Genomic DNA, 17872 nt, shown 5'->3' with positions numbered 1-17872 from the left:
TTGTACCCACGCGACCACAACTTCTGGGGTCACCCACCCCCGAGTTACCCCCAGGGGTTGTGCACACCGTTAGGCCAAAGACGTGAAAAGCTGTGGATAACCCTGGGGATGACTCCACTTCCTGTGGACAACTCCCGGAAGGGCCTCCGGAGTGTGGTATAGGTGCCGCCGCTCAGAAGAGCAGCTGCGCGACCGCGTAGATGACCAGACCGGCGAGCGCGCCGACCACCGTGCCGTTGATCCGGATGAACTGCAGATCCCGGCCCACCTGGAGCTCGATCTTGCGCGAGGTCTCCTCGGCGTCCCAGCGCTCCACGGTGTCGGTGATGATCCCGGTGATCTCGCGGGAGTAGTTGGTGACCAGATAGGCCGCCGCGCCCTCCACCCAGTTGTCCACCTTGGACCGGATGTGGTCGTCGGAGACCAGCCGCTCGCCCAGTGCCTCGAGTCCGGTGCGCACCCGGCGCCGCAGCTCGCTCGACGGGTCCTCGGCGGCGGTGAGGAGCATGTCCTTCGCCGTCGCCCAGGCCGAGCCGATCAGCTTCTGCACCTCGTCGTGCCCCAGCATCTGGGACTTGACCTGCTCGGCGCGCGCCATCACCTCGGGGTTGGTCTGCAGGTCGAGGGCGAACTCACCGAGGAACTTGTCCACCGCCAGCCGCATCGGGTGGTTGACGTCGGTCTTCACCGCCCACACGAAGGACAGCACCTCGCCGTAGACCTTGTCCGCGAGCATCTCGTCGACGAACTTCGGCGACCAGCTCGGCGCCCGGTCCGAGACCACGCGCAGCATCGTCGTGTGGTTGTCCCGCACCCATTCGTAGGCGCGGTCGCACATCAGGTCCACCAGCTTGTGGTGCGCCCCGTCGGCGAACACGCCTTCCAGGATCTTGCCGAGCGGCGGGCCCCACGGCTTGTCCACGATCCGCTTGACCACGGCCTGTTCCATGATCGCCTGGACGTCTTCGTCGCGGAGCACCTTGACCGCGGCCCGGACGACGGTGGCCAGTTCGGACGTCACGCGTTCGGCGTTCTGCGGCTGCGAAAGCCACCCGCCGAGCCGCTTCGAGACCTCGACCCGGCTCAGCTTCTCGCGGATCACCGACTCGGACAGGAAGTTCGAGCCGACGAAGTCGCCGAGGCTGCTGCCCAGCGCGTCCTTCTTGTTCGGGATGATCGCGGTGTGCGGGATCTTGATCCCCAGCGGATGCCGGAACAGCGCGGTCACCGCGAACCAGTCGGCGAGCGCGCCGACCATCCCGGCTTCGGCGGCGGCGCGGACGTAGCCGACCCAGCCCGGCCAGCCCGCGGCCTCGGCCCAGCTGGTCAGCAGGAAGATCACCGTCGCCCCGAGCAGGAACGACAGCGCGACCATCTTCATCTTGCGCAGGCCGCGGCTCTTCTCCTCCTCGGCGGCGGTTCCACCGGGCGGATCGGCTGGGGTCACCTTGGCGGGCGTCAGTTGCTCCACAGGGCCATTGTCCGTGAGGATGGCTGATCGTGCGCGAACCTGTCCTCGTACCCCGCCTCCAGCCCTTCACGTCGACCATCTTCGCGGAGATGACGGCACTGGCCGTCCGCCACGAAGCCGTCAACCTCGGCCAGGGTTTTCCCGACACCGACGGGCCCGCCGGAATGCTCGACGCCGCCAAGAACGCGCTGTTCGGGGGCGCGAACCAGTACCCGCCGGGGCCGGGACGCCCGGAGCTGCGCGCGGCGATCGCGCGGCACCGCCGCCGCTACGGCGTCGAGTACGACCCCGACACGGAGATCCTGGTCACCGCCGGGGCCACCGAGGCCATCGCGGCGTCGCTCATCGCGCTGACGCAGGCCGGCGACGAGGTCATCGTCATCGAGCCGTACTACGACTCGTACGCGGCCGCCGTCGCCATGGCGGGCGCGGAACGCCGCGTCGTCGGCCTGGTGGAACGTGACGGCCGGTTCGCGCTGGACCTCGAGGGCCTGCGGGCCGCGGTGACCGATCGGACCAGGGCGATCCTGATCAACTCGCCGCACAACCCGACCGGCACGGTGTTCACGCGCGCCGAGCTGGAAGCCGTCGCCGCGCTCTGCGTGACGCACGACCTGATCGCGATCACCGACGAGGTGTACGAGCACCTGGTCTTCGACGACGCCGAGCACACCCCGCTCGCGACCCTGCCCGGCATGCGGGACCGCACGGTCTCGATCTCCAGCGCGGGCAAGACGTTCAACTGCACCGGCTGGAAGATCGGCTGGGTCTGCGCGAGCCCCGAGCTGGTCGCGGCGGTGAAGGCGGCGAAGCAGTTCATCACCTTCGTCTCGGGCGGACCGTTGCAACCGGCCGTCGCGCACGCGCTGGACCACGAACTGCCGTGGGCCGAAGAGCTGCGCACGAGCCTGCAGGGCAAGCGGGACCGGCTCGCCGCGGGCCTCGCGGAGGCGGGCTTCGCGGTCCGGCCGACCGCCGGGACGTACTTCATCTGCGTCGACGTCCGCCCGCTCGGCTTCGACGACGCCGCGGAACTGGCTTGGGAACTCCCCGAACGGGTGGGCGTGGCGGCCGTGCCCGTAAAGGTGTTCACCGATCACCCGGAAGAGTGGAAACACCTCCTGCGTTTCGCGTTCTGCAAGCGCAACGAGGTCATCGACGAAGCGGTCACCCGATTGCGCAAACTCCGGTGACTCGTCCGATGTTCAGCTCCAGCCGCCGACTTCCAGCGCACGCTTGAGCCGGTCCAGACATCGTCTTCGCACCCTGCCCACGCTGGCCGGGCTGATCCCCAGTTCCCCGGCGAGCTGGACGTAGGACAGCTCCGGCCGGTGGGCGAGCAGCCACATCAGCCGCCGGTGCACGTCCGGCAGGCGATCGACCGCCGCCCACAGCGCGCGGTCGCGGGCGGCCCGGACGACCTCGGTCTCCGGGGTCGTTTCCGGTCCCGGGAGCGGACGCGGCGTTTCGCGCCTGTTCCTGGTGATCATCCGGAGCGCGCGGCGCCGCGCGGTGGTCGTCAGCCAGGCCCGGAGCTTCGCTTCGTCACGCAGCGCGCCCGGCGCGCGGAGCAGGTCCAGCCAAGCGTCCTGACAGACGTCCCTGGCGTCGGCTTCACTCAGGCGATAGGTCTTCAGCACCCCGAGCACCGCCGCCGACACCGCGTTCACGTCCCACATCGCGGACTCTCCCGTCCCGGCGGCTCGCGTCCGCCACCTCGATCACCGAACGCGACTTTGACGGCACGCACCGCAGCGGGGATCCGGAAAAGGTCAGGTCACCGAGTATTTGAGTAGTTCCACCCGTGCCCGGATGGCCGCCGGGCACACACCGAGAGTGATCAACTTCGGTACTCCATGCACCGGAGCCGGTTGCGTCGTTCCGCCTAACGGGCTGGATCAGCGGCGGCAGAGGTGAAACACTCCCCTCCGGTGCTAAAACTGGTGCAGCCCCGGGGGAACTGCGACCTGACCGGAAGAGACCCCAAGCAAGATCGAACTCACGCGGAAAACGTGGGTTTCAGGCGCGGACGGTGGTGATTGCTGTGAGTGGTGCGGCAGTCGTACCCCGTCGTGGTCTCAGGGCCCCGAAAACCGGCGCGCGAATCCTCTTCGCGGGCGGGCTCGCGCTCACCGGCTGGATCCTCGGCGCGGTCTTGAGCACTCCGGCTTCGGCCGACGAGCAGACCCCCGTGACGCCGGAGACCTCGGTGGTCCAGCCCGAATCCGGGAAGTCGACCACGCCTAAGGAGTCCACTTCGGACTCCGGCTCGGCCGAAACCACGAAACCCGTCGAAAGCACCGAAACCCCGAAGCCCGAAACCCCGAAGGAAGAGCCCGCTCCCGCTTCGAGCGAGGAGCCTGAGGCCACCGTCGAGGACAAGGCCGTTTCGAGTGCGAGTTCCCTCGAGAAGTCTTCTTCGCCGGAGCCGGAGAAGAAGACCGCGAAGCCCCAGGCCGCCAACGGTTTGCTGGGCGGCCTCATCGGCGGCGTGCTGGACCTCGTCACGAACACGGTCGGCGGCGTCGTCGAAACCGTCGGCGGGGTCGTCGGCGGGATCGGCGAACATGTCGTCGCGCCGATCGTCACGCCGAATCCGTGCTGCGGGGCGGGTCCCCCGGTGATCCTGCCGGGTACCGGCGACATGCTCGACCCCGTCTTCGGCGGCGGCTCGGGTGAGTCGGCGAGCGGCTCGGTCACCATCGCCGTCCCGGCCAAGAACATCGCGACGAACGCGCCCGCGCCGATCACCCCGGACCCGCGTCCGTTCGTCCCCGCCGAAACGCCCGCTCCGGCGGCGGCGCCCCAGAGCCACCGCGTCGTCCTGCCGCTCCGGGTCAAGCTCGACGACGCCCAGCCCGCTCCGCCCGCGCCCGCCGAATCCGACACGCACGCGTCCCCGGACGGCGGCGGTTCGGGCGGCGGCGGTGGCCTGCCGAACGCCCCCGTGGCCCCGCTCGCGCCCACGACGAGCGCCCAGCCCGGGCACGACCACTCCGGCGGCGGCCGCGGGCCGCTCGCCGTGCTCGACGCCGGAATCCCCGCCACGCAGCTGAAACTCCTCGGAGCAGGCTGCGATCACGAAGGCGAGCGCACCGGCCGGGAAGCCGCGCTTCCCACCACCTCCCCCGACTGACCTGACCGGGTCGCCGGGGAGAACCACGTCCAAACCAAGATCAACTTCGGTTTTCGACGTCCGCTGAAATCCCTGGCAGAAGTCGCTTTCGCCTGCCCTCGTTCAGGTAACCCCTTGTCTTCCCGAACGGCCGACCGCGCCCGGCCGGTTCGGATCCCGGCCCCGGCGCCGCACTGCCCCTGGGGCGGCGCCGGGACCAGCACCGGGTGGACTTCGGGGGCTTCTGCTCACCGCGCCGAGCAGGAGCCGGCCAAGCTCGAAGACCACCTGAACCGCGGGCGGTTCCCGGCACGTCGAGGGGCTGTGCCGGGTAACCGCCGCGGTGCCCGTCCCGAGATTCCGGTCTCGGGGCGGGCCGGATAGCCGGTGCGCTGGTCGTGCGGCGCCGATGCCCTCCCTGGAGCATCGGCCGCCCCGCCGGCGCACCGGCTATTTCCGTTTTCCCATCAGGTGACCTGGACGGCCACGGGAGCTGCCGTGGCCGGAGTGGCGGCCACCGAGGCGGCGGCCGCGCCCAGCCGCCGCACGGCCTCGAAGAGCCTGTCCGCCGGGAGCGCGTACGGCAGCCGCAGCCAGCGCTCCAGTCCACCGTGGACCCCGAAACGCGAGCCCGGCGCCACCTGCACCCCGTGTCCCGCCGCCGCGACGGCCAGGCGCGTGCTCATCGGCTCCGGAAGACGGCACCAGAGCGAAAGCCCGCCGGGCGGCACGGTGAACGTCCACTCGGGGCAGTACCAGTTCAGCGCCCCGGTCAGCGCGTCGCGCAGGGCCAGCGTCTCGTCGCGACGGTGCGCCAGCGCGGCCCCGCCGTCGTCGAGCAGCTCGGCGAGGACCAGTTGCTCGAAGACCGGGGACCCCAGGTCGACGGCGAAACGGGCCGCGACCAGCCTGCCGATGACGTCCTCCGAAGCGCGGATCCAGCCGAGCCGCAGCCCGGCCCAATGCGATTTCGACGCCGAGCCGATCGTGATGCCGAGATCGCCCGCGAACGCGCCCAGCGGCGGCGGCCCGTCGGCGGGATCGCCTTCGAGATCCAGTTCGACCAGCGTCTCGTCGATGATCGCCGGCGTCCGCGCGCGGCTCAGCGCGGCCGCGAGCCGCTCCCTGCCGACGGCGTCCAGGCGCAGGCCGGTCGGGTTCTGGAAGTCCGCGACGAAGTACGCGAGCCTCGGCGCGGATTGCCGCAGCGCGGCCTCGATCCCGACGATGTCCCAGCCGGTGGCCGGATCGAGCGGCACCGGGACCGGGATGGCGTGCGCCGCGGCGATGGCTTCGAGGGCGTTCGGATACGTCGGCTGCTCGACCAGCACCCGGTCGCCCGGACCGGCCAGCATGCGCAGGACCTGCACGAACGCGTGGTGCGCGCCGTTGGTGATCATCACCTGATCGGCGTTGGTCGGCAGGCCGCGGTCGGTGTAGCGGCGGGCGATCCGCTCGCGCAGGACCCGCAGCCCGCGTACGTGATAGCCGTTCTCGCCGAGGTGATCCACCAGCGCCTTCCGCGCGGCGTCCACGGCGGGGACCAGACCGGCGATGGCGGGCGGACAGGCCTGGGCGAGGTCGATCAGGTCCTCCCCGGACGGCAGGATCGCGTCCCGCCCGCGCCCGCCGGGAGCCGCGATCCAGGAGCCCGCCCCGCGACGGCTGGCGACCAGCCCGTCGGCCCGCAGCTTGTCCAGCGCGGCACCGATCAGCGTGCGGCTGACCTCCAGCGCTTCGGCGAGCTCCCGTTCGGCCGGGAGTTTCGTGCCGAGCGGCAGCCTGCCGTCGAGGACCAGCAGCTCGACCGCCGCCGCGAGATCCGCGGCACCGTGTCGAGAACCACTCTGCCGCCAACTTCCCAGCAAAGTGGCCAATTTTAGGCCCGAAACGCGTCCAGTCAGCGGGGTCAGCGGTTCCATAAGACCAATTGTTCCAGATTGGCCATGGTCAAGATAGCCACTTACCCCTGATGGTGCATTCGTGGCACTTACACTCGATCTCCGCCCCGTCGGCATCTCCCAAGACACCACCCGCCGCTCGATCCAGCTCGTCGGCGGGCTGGCCCTCTACGGCGCCAGCATGGCCATGCTGACCAGGTCGGGCCTCGGCCTCGACCCGTGGGACGTGCTGCACGAAGGCCTGATGAAGATCACCGGCCTGTCGTTCGGCACGGTCACCGCGATCGCTTCGGTCCTGGTGCTGCTGTTGTGGATCCCCCTGCGGCAGCGGCCCGGCATCGGCACCGCCGCCAACATCGTGGTCATCTCGCTCACCGTGGACCTCGTGCGGATCTTCCTGCCCGACCAGCACGTCCTCGGCTGGCAGATCGTCAACCTGGTCGCCGGCGTCGTGCTCAACGGTCTCGCCGCCGCGATCTACGTCGGCGCGCGGCTCGGGCCCGGCCCGCGCGACGGGCTGATGACCGGTCTCGCGGCCCGGACGGGCAGGTCGATCCGCCTCGTCCGGACCCTCATCGAGATCACTGTCCTCGCCGCGGGCTGGCTGCTCGGCGGCACGGTCGGCGTCGGCACGATCCTCTACGCGCTCGCCATCGGACCGCTGACGCAGGCGTTCCTGCCGTACGTCGTCTGGCGCGAGCGCGCACGGAGCTGAAGGGGACTTTCCCCGCGTCGCACGCGGCGAAGGGCGCTTTCCCCGCATGACATGCGGGGAAAGCGTCCTTCAGCCCCCGCTAGCTGGCCGCCCGCTGCTCCAGCAGGCGCCGGACGGCGAGGTAGTCGATGCCCCGCTGCGCGAGGACGTCGGCCGCCGGGCCGGGAACGGCGGTCAGCGCGAGCAGGAGGTGCTCGGCCTCGATCCGCTTGTCGCCGACATCGATGGCTTCGCGAAGGCTCTTCTCCAGCAGCTTCTTCGCCTCCTGCGTGAACGGCCGATGGCCTCGCCCGCCGCGCTGCCCCCCGGTCAGCGCACCGGGCCCGTGAGTCTGCTCGACCCGCTCGACGATGTGCTCGACGTCGATGCCGAACCCGCTCAGCGCTTCGACATCGGCGTCGCTCATCCCGCCGCGGCGGCGGACGCGGCGGAGGTCGTCGGCCAGCTCGTCCGCCGGGCAGCCCAGCGTGGCGAGCACGCCGGTGTGCCGGGCGAGTGACGTCAGCAGGTGCAACGGGTCGACGTTCGAGGCGGCCTCGTCCGACGCGACGCGCTGAGCCCCGATGACGACCTCGCGGAGTTCGGTGGTGAACCGTTCGAACATCAGTGCCTCCCGTACTTCTTGTGCACCGCTTGCCTGCTGACCCCCAGCTCGGCCGCGATCTCCTGCCAGGACCAGCCGTGCACCCGCGCGCTGCGGACCTGCACGGCCTCGAGTTGTTCCAACAGCCGGCGCAAAGCCGCGACGGCGCGCAACCCCACCCGGGGATCACGGTCACCGGCTCGCGCGGCCAGATCTGTCGCTTCGGTCATGATGTCAACCTACGTTGACATGACGCCGACGTCAACTTCAGTTGACAGTTAGGGTCGGGGACATGGCCGAAATCGCAGTGGCGGAAAGGGACGGAGTAGGCGCGGACGGAGCACCGCGCCCGACCGAAGACCACGTCGCCGTACTCGACAACGCCGTGGTGATCCTCGACGGGGCGACCTCGCCGCATCCGGATCTGCCACCCGGCGGCTGGTACGCGAGCCTGCTCGTGCGCAGCCTTTCGCAGGCGCTGAGCGCTGAACCAGAGGCGGATCTCGCGGCACTGCTGGCCGGGTCGATCGCCGACGTCGCCCGGCGCGAAGGTCTCGAACCGGGGCACTCGCCATCGAGCACGGTCTCGATCGCGCGCTGGACGGACGACACCGTCGACGGACTGGTGCTCGCCGACAGCCCCATCATCGCCTTCGGGCCTTCCGGCGCCGACCCGCTCACCGACGACAGGCTGGCCACGCTGCGCGACAGTGGCCAGCTCCGCACCGGGGCCGACGTCCGCGCGAAACGCAACGCGCCGGGTGGCTTCTGGGTCGCCGAGGCGGAGCCGAAAGCCGCCACGGAAGCCGTGCGCCGCAGCTGGCCGCGCTCGGAGGTCGAAGCCCTCCTGCTGGCGACGGACGGTGTCGCGATCGGCGTCGACGAGTACGGCCTGTTCGACTGGCCCGAAGTCCTCGCCATGAGCCGGAAGCGTGGTCCGGACGCGGTCCTCGACGCGGTGCGCACGGCGGAGAAACAGGACCCGGACGGCGAACGCTGGCCCCGGGCGAAAAGGCACGATGACCAGCTACTGGTAGTGGTCGAGTTAGGGTTAGCCCCAGGGTAAAACCGGGGGCTTCCCGGATCGGAAATCCGCGGCCTCGCGAGCACGCTGGACGCATGACGTTCCCTGGGGAGAGATCGCGGACCAAGCCTTGGCTGATCGCGTCGGGCGCGGCCATCGGCTGGGCGTTGGTCACCATGGTCGTGCTGCATCTGATCAGCTCACGCGATCCGGTTTTCGACACGCTGTCCAGCTACGCCTACGTCGACCGCGGCACGGGCATGCTCGGGGCCAGCGTGCTCTCCCTGTCCATCGGCTCGCTCACCGCGCTCGGCGCGCTGGCCGCGGCCGGGATCCCGCTCAGCCGCACCACGAAACTGCTGTTCGTGCTGTGGTCACTGGGGCTGGCGGCGGCCGCGATCTTCCCCGCGAGCTACCCCGAATACCCGGACCCGGTCAGCGGCGAGATCCACCTGTACGCGTGTCTCATCGCGTTCCTCAGCCTGCCCGCCGCCGGATTCACCCTCCGCGACAACCTGCGCGGCACCCCCGCGGCCAGGCAGGTCGGCCGCCTGGCCTGGGGCAGCGCGGCGGGGCTGATCGTCTTCGGGCTCACCTTCATCTTCGTGCGCCTGTCCGACATCCCGTTCTTCATGACGCTGACCGACATCTTCCCGGTCGGCGTCGCGCAGCGGCTTTCGCTGGTGGCGCACGTGATCCTGATCGGCGGGATGCTGAAGGTCGCGTCAGCCGCGCACCGTGCCGGTGAATTCGGGGGCGTAACCGTACAGTCCGGGCGAACCGCCCGTGTGCAGGAAAACGACGTGCTCGTCGGCCGCGAAATGGCCTTCAGCAGCCCAATCGACCAGCGTGGCGGCCACCTTGCCGGTGTACACGGGATCGAGCGCGATCCCTTCCGTGCGGCCGAAAAGCCGCACCGCGTCCCACGTGCCGACGGTCGGGATCCCGTAGCCGGGGCCGATCGCGCGGTCGTCGATGCGCAGACCTTCGAGTGACGGCGGCTCGGTCCCCAGCAACGCGGAGACCGCGGTGGTGAGGTCGGCGAGGTTGTCCAGGGCTTCGTCGACCGGGTGACTGACGCAGGCGACGTCGAGCGTCAGCCAGTCGAGGTCCGCCGTCCCGGCGAGGAGCCCGGCCGACGTCCCGCCGCTGGCGTGCGGAACGACCAGCCGCGCCTTGGTGACACCGCGGTCGGCGAGTTGCCCGGCGATCTCCCTCGCGGCCGCCACGTACCCGAGCGCGCCGACAGCGTCGGAACCGCCGACAGGGAACGTGGCCACCTCGCGCCCCTCGGCCGCGGCCTCGGTGATCAGCCGGTCGTAGGTCTTGCCGGTCTCCTCCCCGTCGCGGCAGACGTGCACGTTCGCGCCGAAGAGGTGGTCGAGCAGGACATTGCCGGACTGTTCGTACGCTTCACCGTCGCGAGGAACCTTCGCGGTGAGCACGAGTTCGCACCGCAACCCGAGCTTCGCGCAGGCCGCGGCGGTCTGGCGGCCGTGATTGGTCTGCAGCGCGCCGAAGGTGATCACCGTGTCGACGCCGGCCTCGATCGCCGCGCCGAGCAGGAACTCGAGTTTGCGGAGCTTGTTGCCGCCCTGGCCGAGCGGATGCACGTCGTCCCGTTTGAGCAGCAGGTTCGGCAGGCCGAGAGCCTCGCCCAGCCGGGGTGCCGGATGCAGCGGCGTCGGACGGCCGCCGAGGTCGACGCGAGGGAAACGATCGAGGTTCATGCAGGTCACGTAACCACACCGAGGCTACTCGGTGGTATCGTTCGTTTGAACGAACGAGATACGCAGGGGGAGCCATGACCACCTCGAAACCGGACCTCGCGTTCACCGGCCTGGCCGAACAGGCCTCGATGCTCGCCACCGGAGCCATGACTTCTGTCGAGCTCACGCGCTTGGCGCTCGAACGAGCCGAAGCCAGTCAGCCCACTCTCAACGCCTTCAAATGCCTTCGCGCCGAAGAAGCCCTTCGCGAGGCCGAGGACGCCGACCGCCGGTTGGCCGGCGGCGAGACCGCTCCCCTGCTCGGCGTCCCCACCGCGATCAAGGACGACCTCGACGTCACCGGACTGCCCACGGCGTTCGGCTGCGAGGGCGACTTCACCGTCGCGACAGCGGACTCCCCGCCCGTCGCCGCGCTCCGCCGGGCGGGCGCGGTGCTCATCGGCAAGACCAACACCCCGGAACTCGGCCAATGGCCGTTCACCGAAGGCCCGGCGTTCGGCGCGACCCGCAATCCGTGGGACACCGAGCGCACCCCGGGCGGTTCCTCGGGCGGCGCGGCGGCGGCCATCGCGTCGGGGGTGATCGCCGCCGCGCTGGGTTCCGACGGGGCCGGGTCGATCCGGATCCCGGCCGCGTGGACCGATCTGGTCGGGATCAAACCGCAGCGCGGCCGCGTCCCGACCGAACGCGAACTGTTCCACGGCCTGACCGTGGTCGGCCCGCTCGCGCGCACCGTCACCGACGCGGCCCTGCTGCTCGACGTCGCTGCGGGAACCGGGACCGCGTTCCAGGCCGCCGCCCGCCGCGAACCGGGCAGGCTGCGCATCGGGCTGTCGACCCGGATCCCTTTCACCACCACGAAAACCCGGCTCGACCCGGACGCGCACACGGCCGTCGTCCGGCTCGCGGAGCGGTTCGCCGAACTCGGCCACGAGATCGTCGAGGTCGAACCCGACTACCGGTTGATCGGCCTGACCTTCCTGCCGCGTTCGCTCGTCGGCGTGCGTGACTGGTCCCGTCGCGTCCCGGACCAGGCCCGGCTCGACCCGCGTACTCGCGCCAACGCGCGGCAGGGCTCGGCGCTCGCCGGTCCGGCGCTGCGGCTCGCCAGGGCCACGGAACCGTTGCTGCAGCGGCAGATCGGCTCGGTATTCGGCCGGGTGGACGTCCTGCTCACGCCGACCACCGCGACGCCACCGCCGCGGATCGGCACCTTCGACAAGCTCACCGGCTGGCAGACCGACCAGGCCATGATCGCCGCGTGCCCCTACGCTTGGCCGTGGAACGTCCTGGGCTGGCCGGGGGTCAACGTCCCCGCCGGGCTGAGCCCGGAAGGCCTGCCGCTGGGCGGGCAACTCCTCGGCCCGTCGCACGGCGAGGAGCGGCTGATCTCGCTGGCCGCGCAACTGGAAGAGGTCGAACGGTGGCAGGACCGCAAACCCGAGACCGCTTGGTGAACACCCGCGAGAACATCCTTCACGCCGCGCTCAAGGTCGTCGGCGAACAGGGTGTCGGCGGGCTGACCAACCGCCGGATCGCGACCGCGGCCGGTGTCTCGCTCGGCACGCTGACCTACCACTTCCCCAGCCAGACGGCGCTGCTGCGCGAGGCGATGCTGCTGTTCGTCGAGGAAGAGACCACGAAGCTGACAGGGTTCGTCGACGCCTACCGCGAGCAGGGGTTGAGCGTCGAGCAAGCCGCCTCGGTGGTCGAACAGGTCATCACGCAGCTTCCGTTCGGCACCGACGAACTCGGCGCGCACGAGCTGTACCTGCAGGCCGCGCGCGACCCCGGGCTCCAGGACGCGGCCGCGCGGTGTTTCGCCGCCTACGACGAACTCGCGCTGGTGATCCTCCGAACGTTGGGTGTCCCGTCACCCGAGCGGCTGACCGGTCCGGTCGTGGCGCTGATCGCCGGGCTGCAGTTGCGCAGGCTCGCCACGGGTGACGACGGCGTCGGGGTGGCGCAGCCGTTGATGATGCTCATCCGCGGCGCGTCATGAGCGGTCCGCCGATCGTCAAGGGGACGGCGGCGTGGAGGTATTTCGGCGACTTCCGGGCCGGGCTGATGGCGGGCCAGGTGCTGGTGCTGCAGGTCGCCCATCCGGTGGTCGCGGCCGGGGTCCGGGATCATTCCGACTACGTCGAGGATCCGTGGACGCGCCTGATGCGCACGGCCGCGTCGCTGTCCATCTACATCTACGGCGGCCCGGAAGGCGCTCGTTACGAAGCGGATCGGCTGCGCGCGCTGCATCGCGAGTTCACCGGGGTCGACGCCGACGGCCGCCGGTACAGCGCGCTGAACCCACACGCCTACGCTTGGGTGCACGCCACCCTCGTCATGGTTCCCGTTGACACGCAACGGTTCTACGGCACCCCGATGACAGCGCCCGAATTGGACGAGTACTACGCGCAGATGTGCGACGTCGGACGGCTGCTCGGCCTGCGTGCGCAAGACCTGCCGCGGACATGGCCGGAATTCGAGCGGTACTACGCGGACATGATCGACGGCTTCGGCCCGAACGAGACGATCTCGACGTTGTTCGAGACGATCCGGACGGTGAAGAAACCCTGGCGGTGGCTACCCGACAAGCGGTGGACCCGGCCGCAGCGGTGGCAGTACCGAGGGCAGATGTTCGTCCTTCGCGGCACGCTGCCGCCCGCGCTGCGCGATCGTCTCGGTCTACAGTGGACAGACAGGGACCAGCGCCGGTTCGACCGGTTTCGCGCCGTGGTGAGGCTGATCGGCGGACTGGTGCCGGTGACGTTGCGGTCCTCGCTCGTCCGCCGGATCGGCAGGCTCAACGTGTGGTTCCGTGCGCATCCGCGCGCGTACCGTTTCCTGGGCGGCTCGTGAGTGGTGATTCGGGTTCTATTGGAGAGAAGGGCAAACGTGTCGTGTTCGCGGTCGGGTCGCGCCGAGCCCTCAGCGTCAAGAATCTGGCCGGCCGACGAGAGCCTGCCGCATCCCGACTGTACACAGTGGACACCTTCAGCCGGGAAGGTGTCCGATTGATGGCCATCTGCACGCTTTGCGACAGGCATCAAACGGACATGTAGCCGCTAGAAAGTGTCCCCTGTGGCCCCTCGGGGACCGACCGGCGCCCGCTGGCCGGTCCAGACCCTCGCCGCGAAGACGTCCCGGAAGGGAGCCGGCGCCCTTAGCCAACTTCCAGGGTCACCCCCTGTCGGAGTAAGGGCCACAGTCCCCTTTACGGGGGACCCCGGTTCACTCCGCGCCGTGACGCTTTCCCCGGCCTTCGTCGCTAACTTCAGCCGGGATGGGGAATTCACCGAGGGGGCGGCGCGCGGCGCCGTTGGTCATCGCCCGCGTGCTCGTGCTCTGCGCGCTGGCGTCCTTGCTGTTGAGCGGCACCGCCCAGGCGGACGGCGCGTCGAGCGGGGCGGACGTCCAGGTCGCGCAGACGCTCGGCACCCGGGATCTCACGGTCGTCCTGCGGCGGATGGACATCGCGCCCGGCCCGCTGCACGTCGACGTCGTGACGCACGCCGGAAGCGCGCCGGGAACGCTGAAACTGCGCGCGTCCGCCGCGGGAACGACGTTTTCCGAAACCACGGTCCAGCTGGACGGGAAACCCGGCGCCCACCCGGCGCTGCTGCGGGTCGACCAGCCGGGGCCGTGGGAACTCGGCCTCGACGACGGCACGGACACCGCGTCGATCCCGTTCATCGTCCCGGCCAGGGTCATCCCGCCCTGGGAGAAGGCCACTTTCGGCGGCTTCGTGGGCGCGGGCGTGTTCCTGGTGATCGGCCTCGTCGTCGCGATGCGCGTCAAACGACCGCAGCTCGCGCTGATCCCCGCCGGCGGGATGGTCGCCGCGCTCGCGGTCGCGGTCACCGGCGCGATGCTCTCGGCGTCGACCCCGGCGCCGCCCGCGCCGGGCGCGGCACTGGACCCGACGATCGACAACGTCCAGGACCCGTACGCGAACGCGCAGATGTCCACTGTGGACTTCTCGCGGCCTCCGGCGAACCTCGCCGCGCACTCCACGAATCCCAAGGCGGGCAGCCTCGCCGACGTCCGGCTCGCCGTGGCCGACGGCGCGACCGGCCGCCCGGTCGACGATCTTCTGGTGCACGACAACGCTTTGATCCACCTCGTCGTCATCTCGCCGACCGGAAGGCTCTGGCATCTGCATCCGGTGCGCGTCGGCCCCGGCGACTACCGGGTGAAGTTCACGCCGCCCGAGGCCGGGACCTACGCCGTCGCCGCGGAACTCGCCCGGCGGGGCGGTGGCGTGCAACTCGTCCGCACCACCCTGCCGGTCGCGGCCGGCACCGACGCCCCTGCCGAACCCGTGCCCACCGGGGCGGGTGCGCGGGTCGTCGACGGGAATCCGGTCGAGGTCGACATCAAGCCGGGTACGCCGACCACGATCACCGCGCGGTTCGGCAAGGCGGATCTCCAACCGTGGCTGGGCATGCTCGGCCACCTGATCGTCGTCGGCCCGATAACCGACGATCGCCGGGTCGGCGCGGATGCCGCTGCCGCGCCGACCTGGGCCCACGTGCACTCGATGATCCCGCAGTCGCCCGGTATGCCGGGAAGGCCCGACGAGACCGTCGCCGCGTACGGCCCCGACGTCCCGTTCACCTACACCTTCGCCGCCCCCGGCAAGTACCGGATCTGGCTGCAGGCCGAACGCGACTACCGGGTGCTGACCGTGCCCATGCAGCTCGAAGTCCCGCAAGGAGGCGCACCCCAGTGACATCCACAGTGAAGTCCACAGTCGACAGACGGAGACCCGTGCTGCTCATCTCGGTGGTCGCCGTGCTCGCGGCGGCGATCGTCGCCTGGCTGGTGTGGCCGAGCGGCGGCGGGGAACGGGTACAGCGTTCGACCCGGGGTGCGTCCACGGTGGAGTTGTCGGTCACCGATCCGCACCAGGGCGGCAATGTCTTCGCGCTGACCGTCACCGGTGCCGCGCCGGACGTCGTCACCGTCGAACCGGTGATGCCGCAGATGGGGCACGCGCTCGCCCCGTCACCCGCGATCGCGCAGGCACCGGGGCTGTTCCGCACCGGCGACGTCCTGCTGCCGATGTCGGGGCAATGGGAGATCACCGTTTCACTGCGCGGGCCGTCCGGTACCACGCAGCACGTTTTTCCTTTGCTGGTCAAGTAAGAGAGGGAGGTCGGGGGGTATGGATCTCACCGCGGGAGGGGCGAGGGTCGCCTCGGTGGCACGAAGTGAACGCACCGGACTGTTCCCGGCGGGCACCGTGCTGGCCGGGTCGGTGATCTCGCTGATCGGGCTGACCTGGGACATCCAGTGGCACGGCGACGTCGGCCCGGACACGTTCTTCACGTTGCCGCATCTGTTCCTGTATTCGGGCAGCGCGATCTCCGGGCTCGCGAGCCTCGTGGTCGTGCTGATGACCACGGCCGCGCGCCGGGCGGGCCGCCAGGTCGACGCCCGGGTCGGCGGCCGCGCGATCAACGTCTTCGGCAAGGTCTTCGCCGCGCCCGCCGGCTACCTGGTGACCGGGACCGGTGCGGCGATGTTCCTGCTGTACGGCCTGTGGGACCAGTGGTGGCACGGCCTGTACGGCTTCGACGCCGTGATCGACTCGCCGCCGCACATCGGGCTGCTGCTGTCGATCACGCTGAGCATCATCGGCACGGTCATGGTGTTCGCGGCCGCGCGGGAACATCGCTGGGGCGCCCTCGGCGTCGTCGGCACCCTCGGCGTGCTGATCGCGTTCAGCACGGTCACCGTGCTGGGGCTGCAGCAGATCGACGTCGACCTGGTCGACGTCATCTCCGTGGGGATCGCGCTGCTTTCGGTGCTGCTGGTCTCGGCGGGCGCCGGATTCTGGCGGCGGCCGGGCGGAGCGGTCCGGGTGGCCGCGTCGCTGGCGGTCATCCAGGCGATCACCTGGTGGTTCTCGCCGTGGGCCGCGGAGGCGTACGCGGGCGCCGTCGGACTGCCGATGCGGGATTACATCGACGGTGTGCCCGCGATGCCCGCGATGATGCCGATGGCGCTGCTGCCGATCGCGGCCGTGCTCGAAGCGGTCTACCTGCTTTCGCGGCGCGGCTGGTCCGCGGGCCGCGTTTCGGTGCTGGCAGGCGGAATCGGCGGTCTTCTGGTCGGCGCGTCGATGCCGATCCAGAACGCGATCGTCTACGGGGCCGCCTCGGTCGACTGGCCGGTCGTGTTCGCGACGGGCGCCGTCGGCGCGGTGTTCGGGCTGCTCGGCGGGTTCGCCGGGTGGCGGTTCGGCGGGATGCTGGGGCTGCTGGCGCCGGCGAAGGAGGACAACGCGCATGCGTAAGACACTGCTGGCGCTGGCGGCGGCGATCGGATTGCTGTTCGCGACCACCCCCGCGGCGAACGCCTACGAGCCGGTGAACATCGTCCACACCGAACGCGTGCAGGTCGGCCCGTACGGGATGACGGTCGGGTTCAGCACGTGGCCGTTGCGCGCCATGCAATCGCTGGACTTCACGTTCATCCCGGACGACGGGATCGCCGGGAAGTCGGGGACGCTCGCGTTCCTCAATCCGGAGACCGGGCGGCTGGGCCGTCCGCAGCCGCTGGCGAAGCATCCTCGGAAGCTGGAGGTGTGGGGGCTGGACATCCGCGCCCTGCAGACCGAGGGCTCGTGGACGTTCCGGTTCGAGATCGACGGGCCCGCGGGCAAGGGCGCGGGGGAACTCCGCGATCTGACGGTGCTCGAACAGCCGGGGCCGCCGATGGCGGTGAGCTGGTCGATCAGTCTGATCCCGCTGATCGTGCTCGCCGTCCTGATCACCGTCGCCTGGCGGCGCACCAAACTCAGGTTGCGGGGCAACGGGCTCCCGGCGACGGTGTGACTCGAAGTGGCCGAAGATCGGATGGCTCGCGTGTCCCGATGGGCACGCGAGCCTTTCGTCATGGGCTCAAATCGAACTGTCCGGCCTTGACCGCCGTGAGGAAGGCGTTCCACTCACCGGCATCGAAGACGAAGACAGGACTCGCGGCCAGTTTGGTGTCACGCACCCCCACCAGGCCTTCCCTGCCCAGGTTGACCTCGACACAGTTCCCGCCGTTGGGCTCACTCGCGAAGGACTTCTCCCAAGCTGCGTCGTCGAACAGCGACACGGCCGTGGTCGGATCGTAATCCGCCGCCGATGGATAATCGGCCATTGGTCGTACCTCCGAACGTCGGTCGGGGGTGCGAGTCGCGACCTGCGCGAACCGTCACGGCCCCAGCTTCTCCCTGCCTCAACGGGACTATCCCGCACGGCCAAGTGGGTGATCAACTCCGCCCACCCTCGACATGAAGATTATTCCAGGAGTAGGATTAATCGCAGCGGCCGGGGCTCGG

Annotated in this window: 18 protein-coding genes and 1 pseudogene; 12 read left to right on the top strand and 7 right to left on the bottom strand. The window is 70.2% G+C overall.

What is annotated here, in order from left to right; genetic code table 11:
• Window positions 1-172 precede the first annotated feature (172 nt).
• Window positions 173-1471 (bottom strand): DUF445 domain-containing protein, encoded by a 1299-nt coding sequence (locus tag ACLJRM_RS25535; RefSeq protein ID WP_101611976.1) that lies wholly within the window; start codon window positions 1469-1471, stop codon window positions 173-175.
• A gap of 29 nt (window positions 1472-1500) precedes the next feature.
• Between ACLJRM_RS25535 and ACLJRM_RS25530 the strand changes: the two genes are divergently transcribed.
• Window positions 1501-2664, top strand: coding sequence for a pyridoxal phosphate-dependent aminotransferase (locus ACLJRM_RS25530; protein WP_101611975.1), 1164 nt, complete (start codon window positions 1501-1503; stop codon window positions 2662-2664).
• Window positions 2665-2676: 12 nt separating this feature from the next.
• Here ACLJRM_RS25530 and ACLJRM_RS25525 read toward each other — a convergent pair whose 3' ends face one another.
• Window positions 2677-3150: a sigma-70 family RNA polymerase sigma factor gene (locus ACLJRM_RS25525; RefSeq protein ID WP_410664480.1), complete on the bottom strand. Its 474-nt coding sequence runs from the start codon at window positions 3148-3150 to the stop codon at window positions 2677-2679.
• Window positions 3151-3515: 365 nt separating this feature from the next.
• On the opposite strand from ACLJRM_RS25525, the gene ACLJRM_RS25520 reads away from it, so the two are divergent.
• Entirely contained in the window at window positions 3516-4607 is a 1092-nt protein-coding gene (locus tag ACLJRM_RS25520) for a hypothetical protein (RefSeq protein ID WP_410664479.1), read from the top strand.
• 446 nt (window positions 4608-5053) lie between these two features.
• Here the strand turns inward: ACLJRM_RS25520 and ACLJRM_RS25515 are convergent, their stop codons facing one another.
• Window positions 5054-6508 (bottom strand): PLP-dependent aminotransferase family protein, encoded by a 1455-nt coding sequence (locus ACLJRM_RS25515; protein WP_410664478.1) that lies wholly within the window; start codon window positions 6506-6508, stop codon window positions 5054-5056.
• 61 nt (window positions 6509-6569) lie between these two features.
• On the opposite strand from ACLJRM_RS25515, the gene ACLJRM_RS25510 reads away from it, so the two are divergent.
• A complete protein-coding gene (locus ACLJRM_RS25510; protein WP_101611971.1) occupies window positions 6570-7202 on the top strand; it encodes a YczE/YyaS/YitT family protein in 633 nt (210 codons plus the stop codon).
• Window positions 7203-7281: 79 nt separating this feature from the next.
• On the opposite strand, the gene ACLJRM_RS25505 is transcribed toward ACLJRM_RS25510, so the two are convergent.
• Both ACLJRM_RS25505 and ACLJRM_RS25500 read right to left on the bottom strand, forming a co-directional pair.
• Window positions 7282-7806 (bottom strand): Clp protease N-terminal domain-containing protein, encoded by a 525-nt coding sequence (locus ACLJRM_RS25505; RefSeq protein ID WP_410664477.1) that lies wholly within the window; start codon window positions 7804-7806, stop codon window positions 7282-7284.
• Entirely contained in the window at window positions 7806-8015 is a 210-nt protein-coding gene (locus tag ACLJRM_RS25500) for a sigma factor-like helix-turn-helix DNA-binding protein (protein ID WP_004559389.1), read from the bottom strand. Before ACLJRM_RS25500 ends, ACLJRM_RS25505 begins: the two co-directional genes overlap by 1 nt.
• A 62-nt stretch (window positions 8016-8077) precedes the next feature.
• Between ACLJRM_RS25500 and ACLJRM_RS25495 the strand changes: the two genes are divergently transcribed.
• Both ACLJRM_RS25495 and ACLJRM_RS25490 read left to right on the top strand, forming a co-directional pair.
• Entirely contained in the window at window positions 8078-8851 is a 774-nt protein-coding gene (locus ACLJRM_RS25495; protein ID WP_410664476.1) for a hypothetical protein, read from the top strand.
• Window positions 8852-8904: 53 nt separating this feature from the next.
• A pseudogene (locus ACLJRM_RS25490) lies at window positions 8905-9453 on the top strand (DUF998 domain-containing protein); the annotation flags it as partial.
• An 81-nt stretch (window positions 9454-9534) separates the two neighbouring features.
• On the opposite strand, the gene ACLJRM_RS25485 reads toward ACLJRM_RS25490, so the two are convergent.
• A complete protein-coding gene (locus tag ACLJRM_RS25485) occupies window positions 9535-10539 on the bottom strand; it encodes a D-cysteine desulfhydrase family protein (protein ID WP_410664475.1) in 1005 nt (334 codons plus the stop codon).
• 74 nt (window positions 10540-10613) lie between these two features.
• Between ACLJRM_RS25485 and ACLJRM_RS25480 the strand changes: the two genes are divergently transcribed.
• From ACLJRM_RS25480 to ACLJRM_RS25450, 7 genes are all read left to right on the top strand, one after another.
• Complete coding sequence (locus tag ACLJRM_RS25480; RefSeq protein WP_410664474.1) at window positions 10614-11996, top strand: amidase; 1383 nt, start codon at window positions 10614-10616, stop codon at window positions 11994-11996.
• Window positions 11993-12541 (top strand): TetR/AcrR family transcriptional regulator, encoded by a 549-nt coding sequence (locus ACLJRM_RS25475; protein ID WP_410664539.1) that lies wholly within the window; start codon window positions 11993-11995, stop codon window positions 12539-12541. The genes ACLJRM_RS25480 and ACLJRM_RS25475 overlap by 4 nt, the downstream gene beginning before the upstream one ends.
• Window positions 12538-13395 (top strand): oxygenase MpaB family protein, encoded by an 858-nt coding sequence (locus tag ACLJRM_RS25470; protein WP_410664473.1) that lies wholly within the window; start codon window positions 12538-12540, stop codon window positions 13393-13395. Before ACLJRM_RS25475 ends, ACLJRM_RS25470 begins: the two co-directional genes overlap by 4 nt.
• A 424-nt stretch (window positions 13396-13819) precedes the next feature.
• Window positions 13820-15268, top strand: coding sequence for a hypothetical protein (locus tag ACLJRM_RS25465; protein ID WP_410664472.1), 1449 nt, complete (start codon window positions 13820-13822; stop codon window positions 15266-15268).
• A gap of 8 nt (window positions 15269-15276) precedes the next feature.
• Window positions 15277-15684, top strand: coding sequence for a hypothetical protein (locus tag ACLJRM_RS25460; RefSeq protein WP_410664538.1), 408 nt, complete (start codon window positions 15277-15279; stop codon window positions 15682-15684).
• Between the two features lie 19 nt (window positions 15685-15703).
• Window positions 15704-16837 (top strand): hypothetical protein, encoded by a 1134-nt coding sequence (locus tag ACLJRM_RS25455; RefSeq protein ID WP_410664471.1) that lies wholly within the window; start codon window positions 15704-15706, stop codon window positions 16835-16837.
• Window positions 16830-17378 (top strand): hypothetical protein, encoded by a 549-nt coding sequence (locus tag ACLJRM_RS25450; RefSeq protein WP_101611961.1) that lies wholly within the window; start codon window positions 16830-16832, stop codon window positions 17376-17378. Before ACLJRM_RS25455 ends, ACLJRM_RS25450 begins: the two co-directional genes overlap by 8 nt.
• 58 nt (window positions 17379-17436) lie before the next feature.
• On the opposite strand, the gene ACLJRM_RS25445 is transcribed toward ACLJRM_RS25450, so the two are convergent.
• Window positions 17437-17691 carry a DUF397 domain-containing protein gene (locus ACLJRM_RS25445; RefSeq protein WP_101611960.1) on the bottom strand — a complete coding sequence of 85 codons (255 nt, stop codon included), beginning with the start codon at window positions 17689-17691 and terminating at the stop codon, window positions 17437-17439.
• Between the last annotated feature and the right edge of the window lie 181 nt (window positions 17692-17872).

This window comes from Amycolatopsis sp. lyj-84 (assembly GCF_046549075.1).
Classification (GTDB): domain Bacteria; phylum Actinomycetota; class Actinomycetes; order Mycobacteriales; family Pseudonocardiaceae; genus Amycolatopsis.
Note: the sequence above shows the minus strand (reverse complement) of the source record. Positions and strands in the feature narration are given on the sequence as shown.

What these genes read in the sequence shown, in the direction of transcription:
- ACLJRM_RS25525 (WP_410664480.1), bottom strand. Translation starts at nt 3,150, where the DNA reads ATGTGGGACGTGAACGCGGTGTCGGCGGCGGTGCTCGGGGTGCTGAAG.
- ACLJRM_RS25515 (WP_410664478.1), bottom strand. Translation starts at nt 6,508, where the DNA reads ATGGAACCGCTGACCCCGCTGACTGGACGCGTTTCGGGCCTAAAATTG.
- ACLJRM_RS25505 (WP_410664477.1), bottom strand. Translation starts at nt 7,806, where the DNA reads ATGTTCGAACGGTTCACCACCGAACTCCGCGAGGTCGTCATCGGGGCT.
- ACLJRM_RS25500 (WP_004559389.1), bottom strand. Translation starts at nt 8,015, where the DNA reads ATGACCGAAGCGACAGATCTGGCCGCGCGAGCCGGTGACCGTGATCCC.
- ACLJRM_RS25495 (WP_410664476.1), top strand. Translation starts at nt 8,078, where the DNA reads ATGGCCGAAATCGCAGTGGCGGAAAGGGACGGAGTAGGCGCGGACGGA.
- ACLJRM_RS25485 (WP_410664475.1), bottom strand. Translation starts at nt 10,539, where the DNA reads ATGAACCTCGATCGTTTCCCTCGCGTCGACCTCGGCGGCCGTCCGACG.
- ACLJRM_RS25480 (WP_410664474.1), top strand. Translation starts at nt 10,614, where the DNA reads ATGACCACCTCGAAACCGGACCTCGCGTTCACCGGCCTGGCCGAACAG.
- ACLJRM_RS25470 (WP_410664473.1), top strand. Translation starts at nt 12,538, where the DNA reads ATGAGCGGTCCGCCGATCGTCAAGGGGACGGCGGCGTGGAGGTATTTC.
- ACLJRM_RS25465 (WP_410664472.1), top strand. Translation starts at nt 13,820, where the DNA reads ATGGGGAATTCACCGAGGGGGCGGCGCGCGGCGCCGTTGGTCATCGCC.
- ACLJRM_RS25455 (WP_410664471.1), top strand. Translation starts at nt 15,704, where the DNA reads ATGGATCTCACCGCGGGAGGGGCGAGGGTCGCCTCGGTGGCACGAAGT.
- ACLJRM_RS25450 (WP_101611961.1), top strand. Translation starts at nt 16,830, where the DNA reads ATGCGTAAGACACTGCTGGCGCTGGCGGCGGCGATCGGATTGCTGTTC.
- ACLJRM_RS25445 (WP_101611960.1), bottom strand. Translation starts at nt 17,691, where the DNA reads ATGGCCGATTATCCATCGGCGGCGGATTACGATCCGACCACGGCCGTG.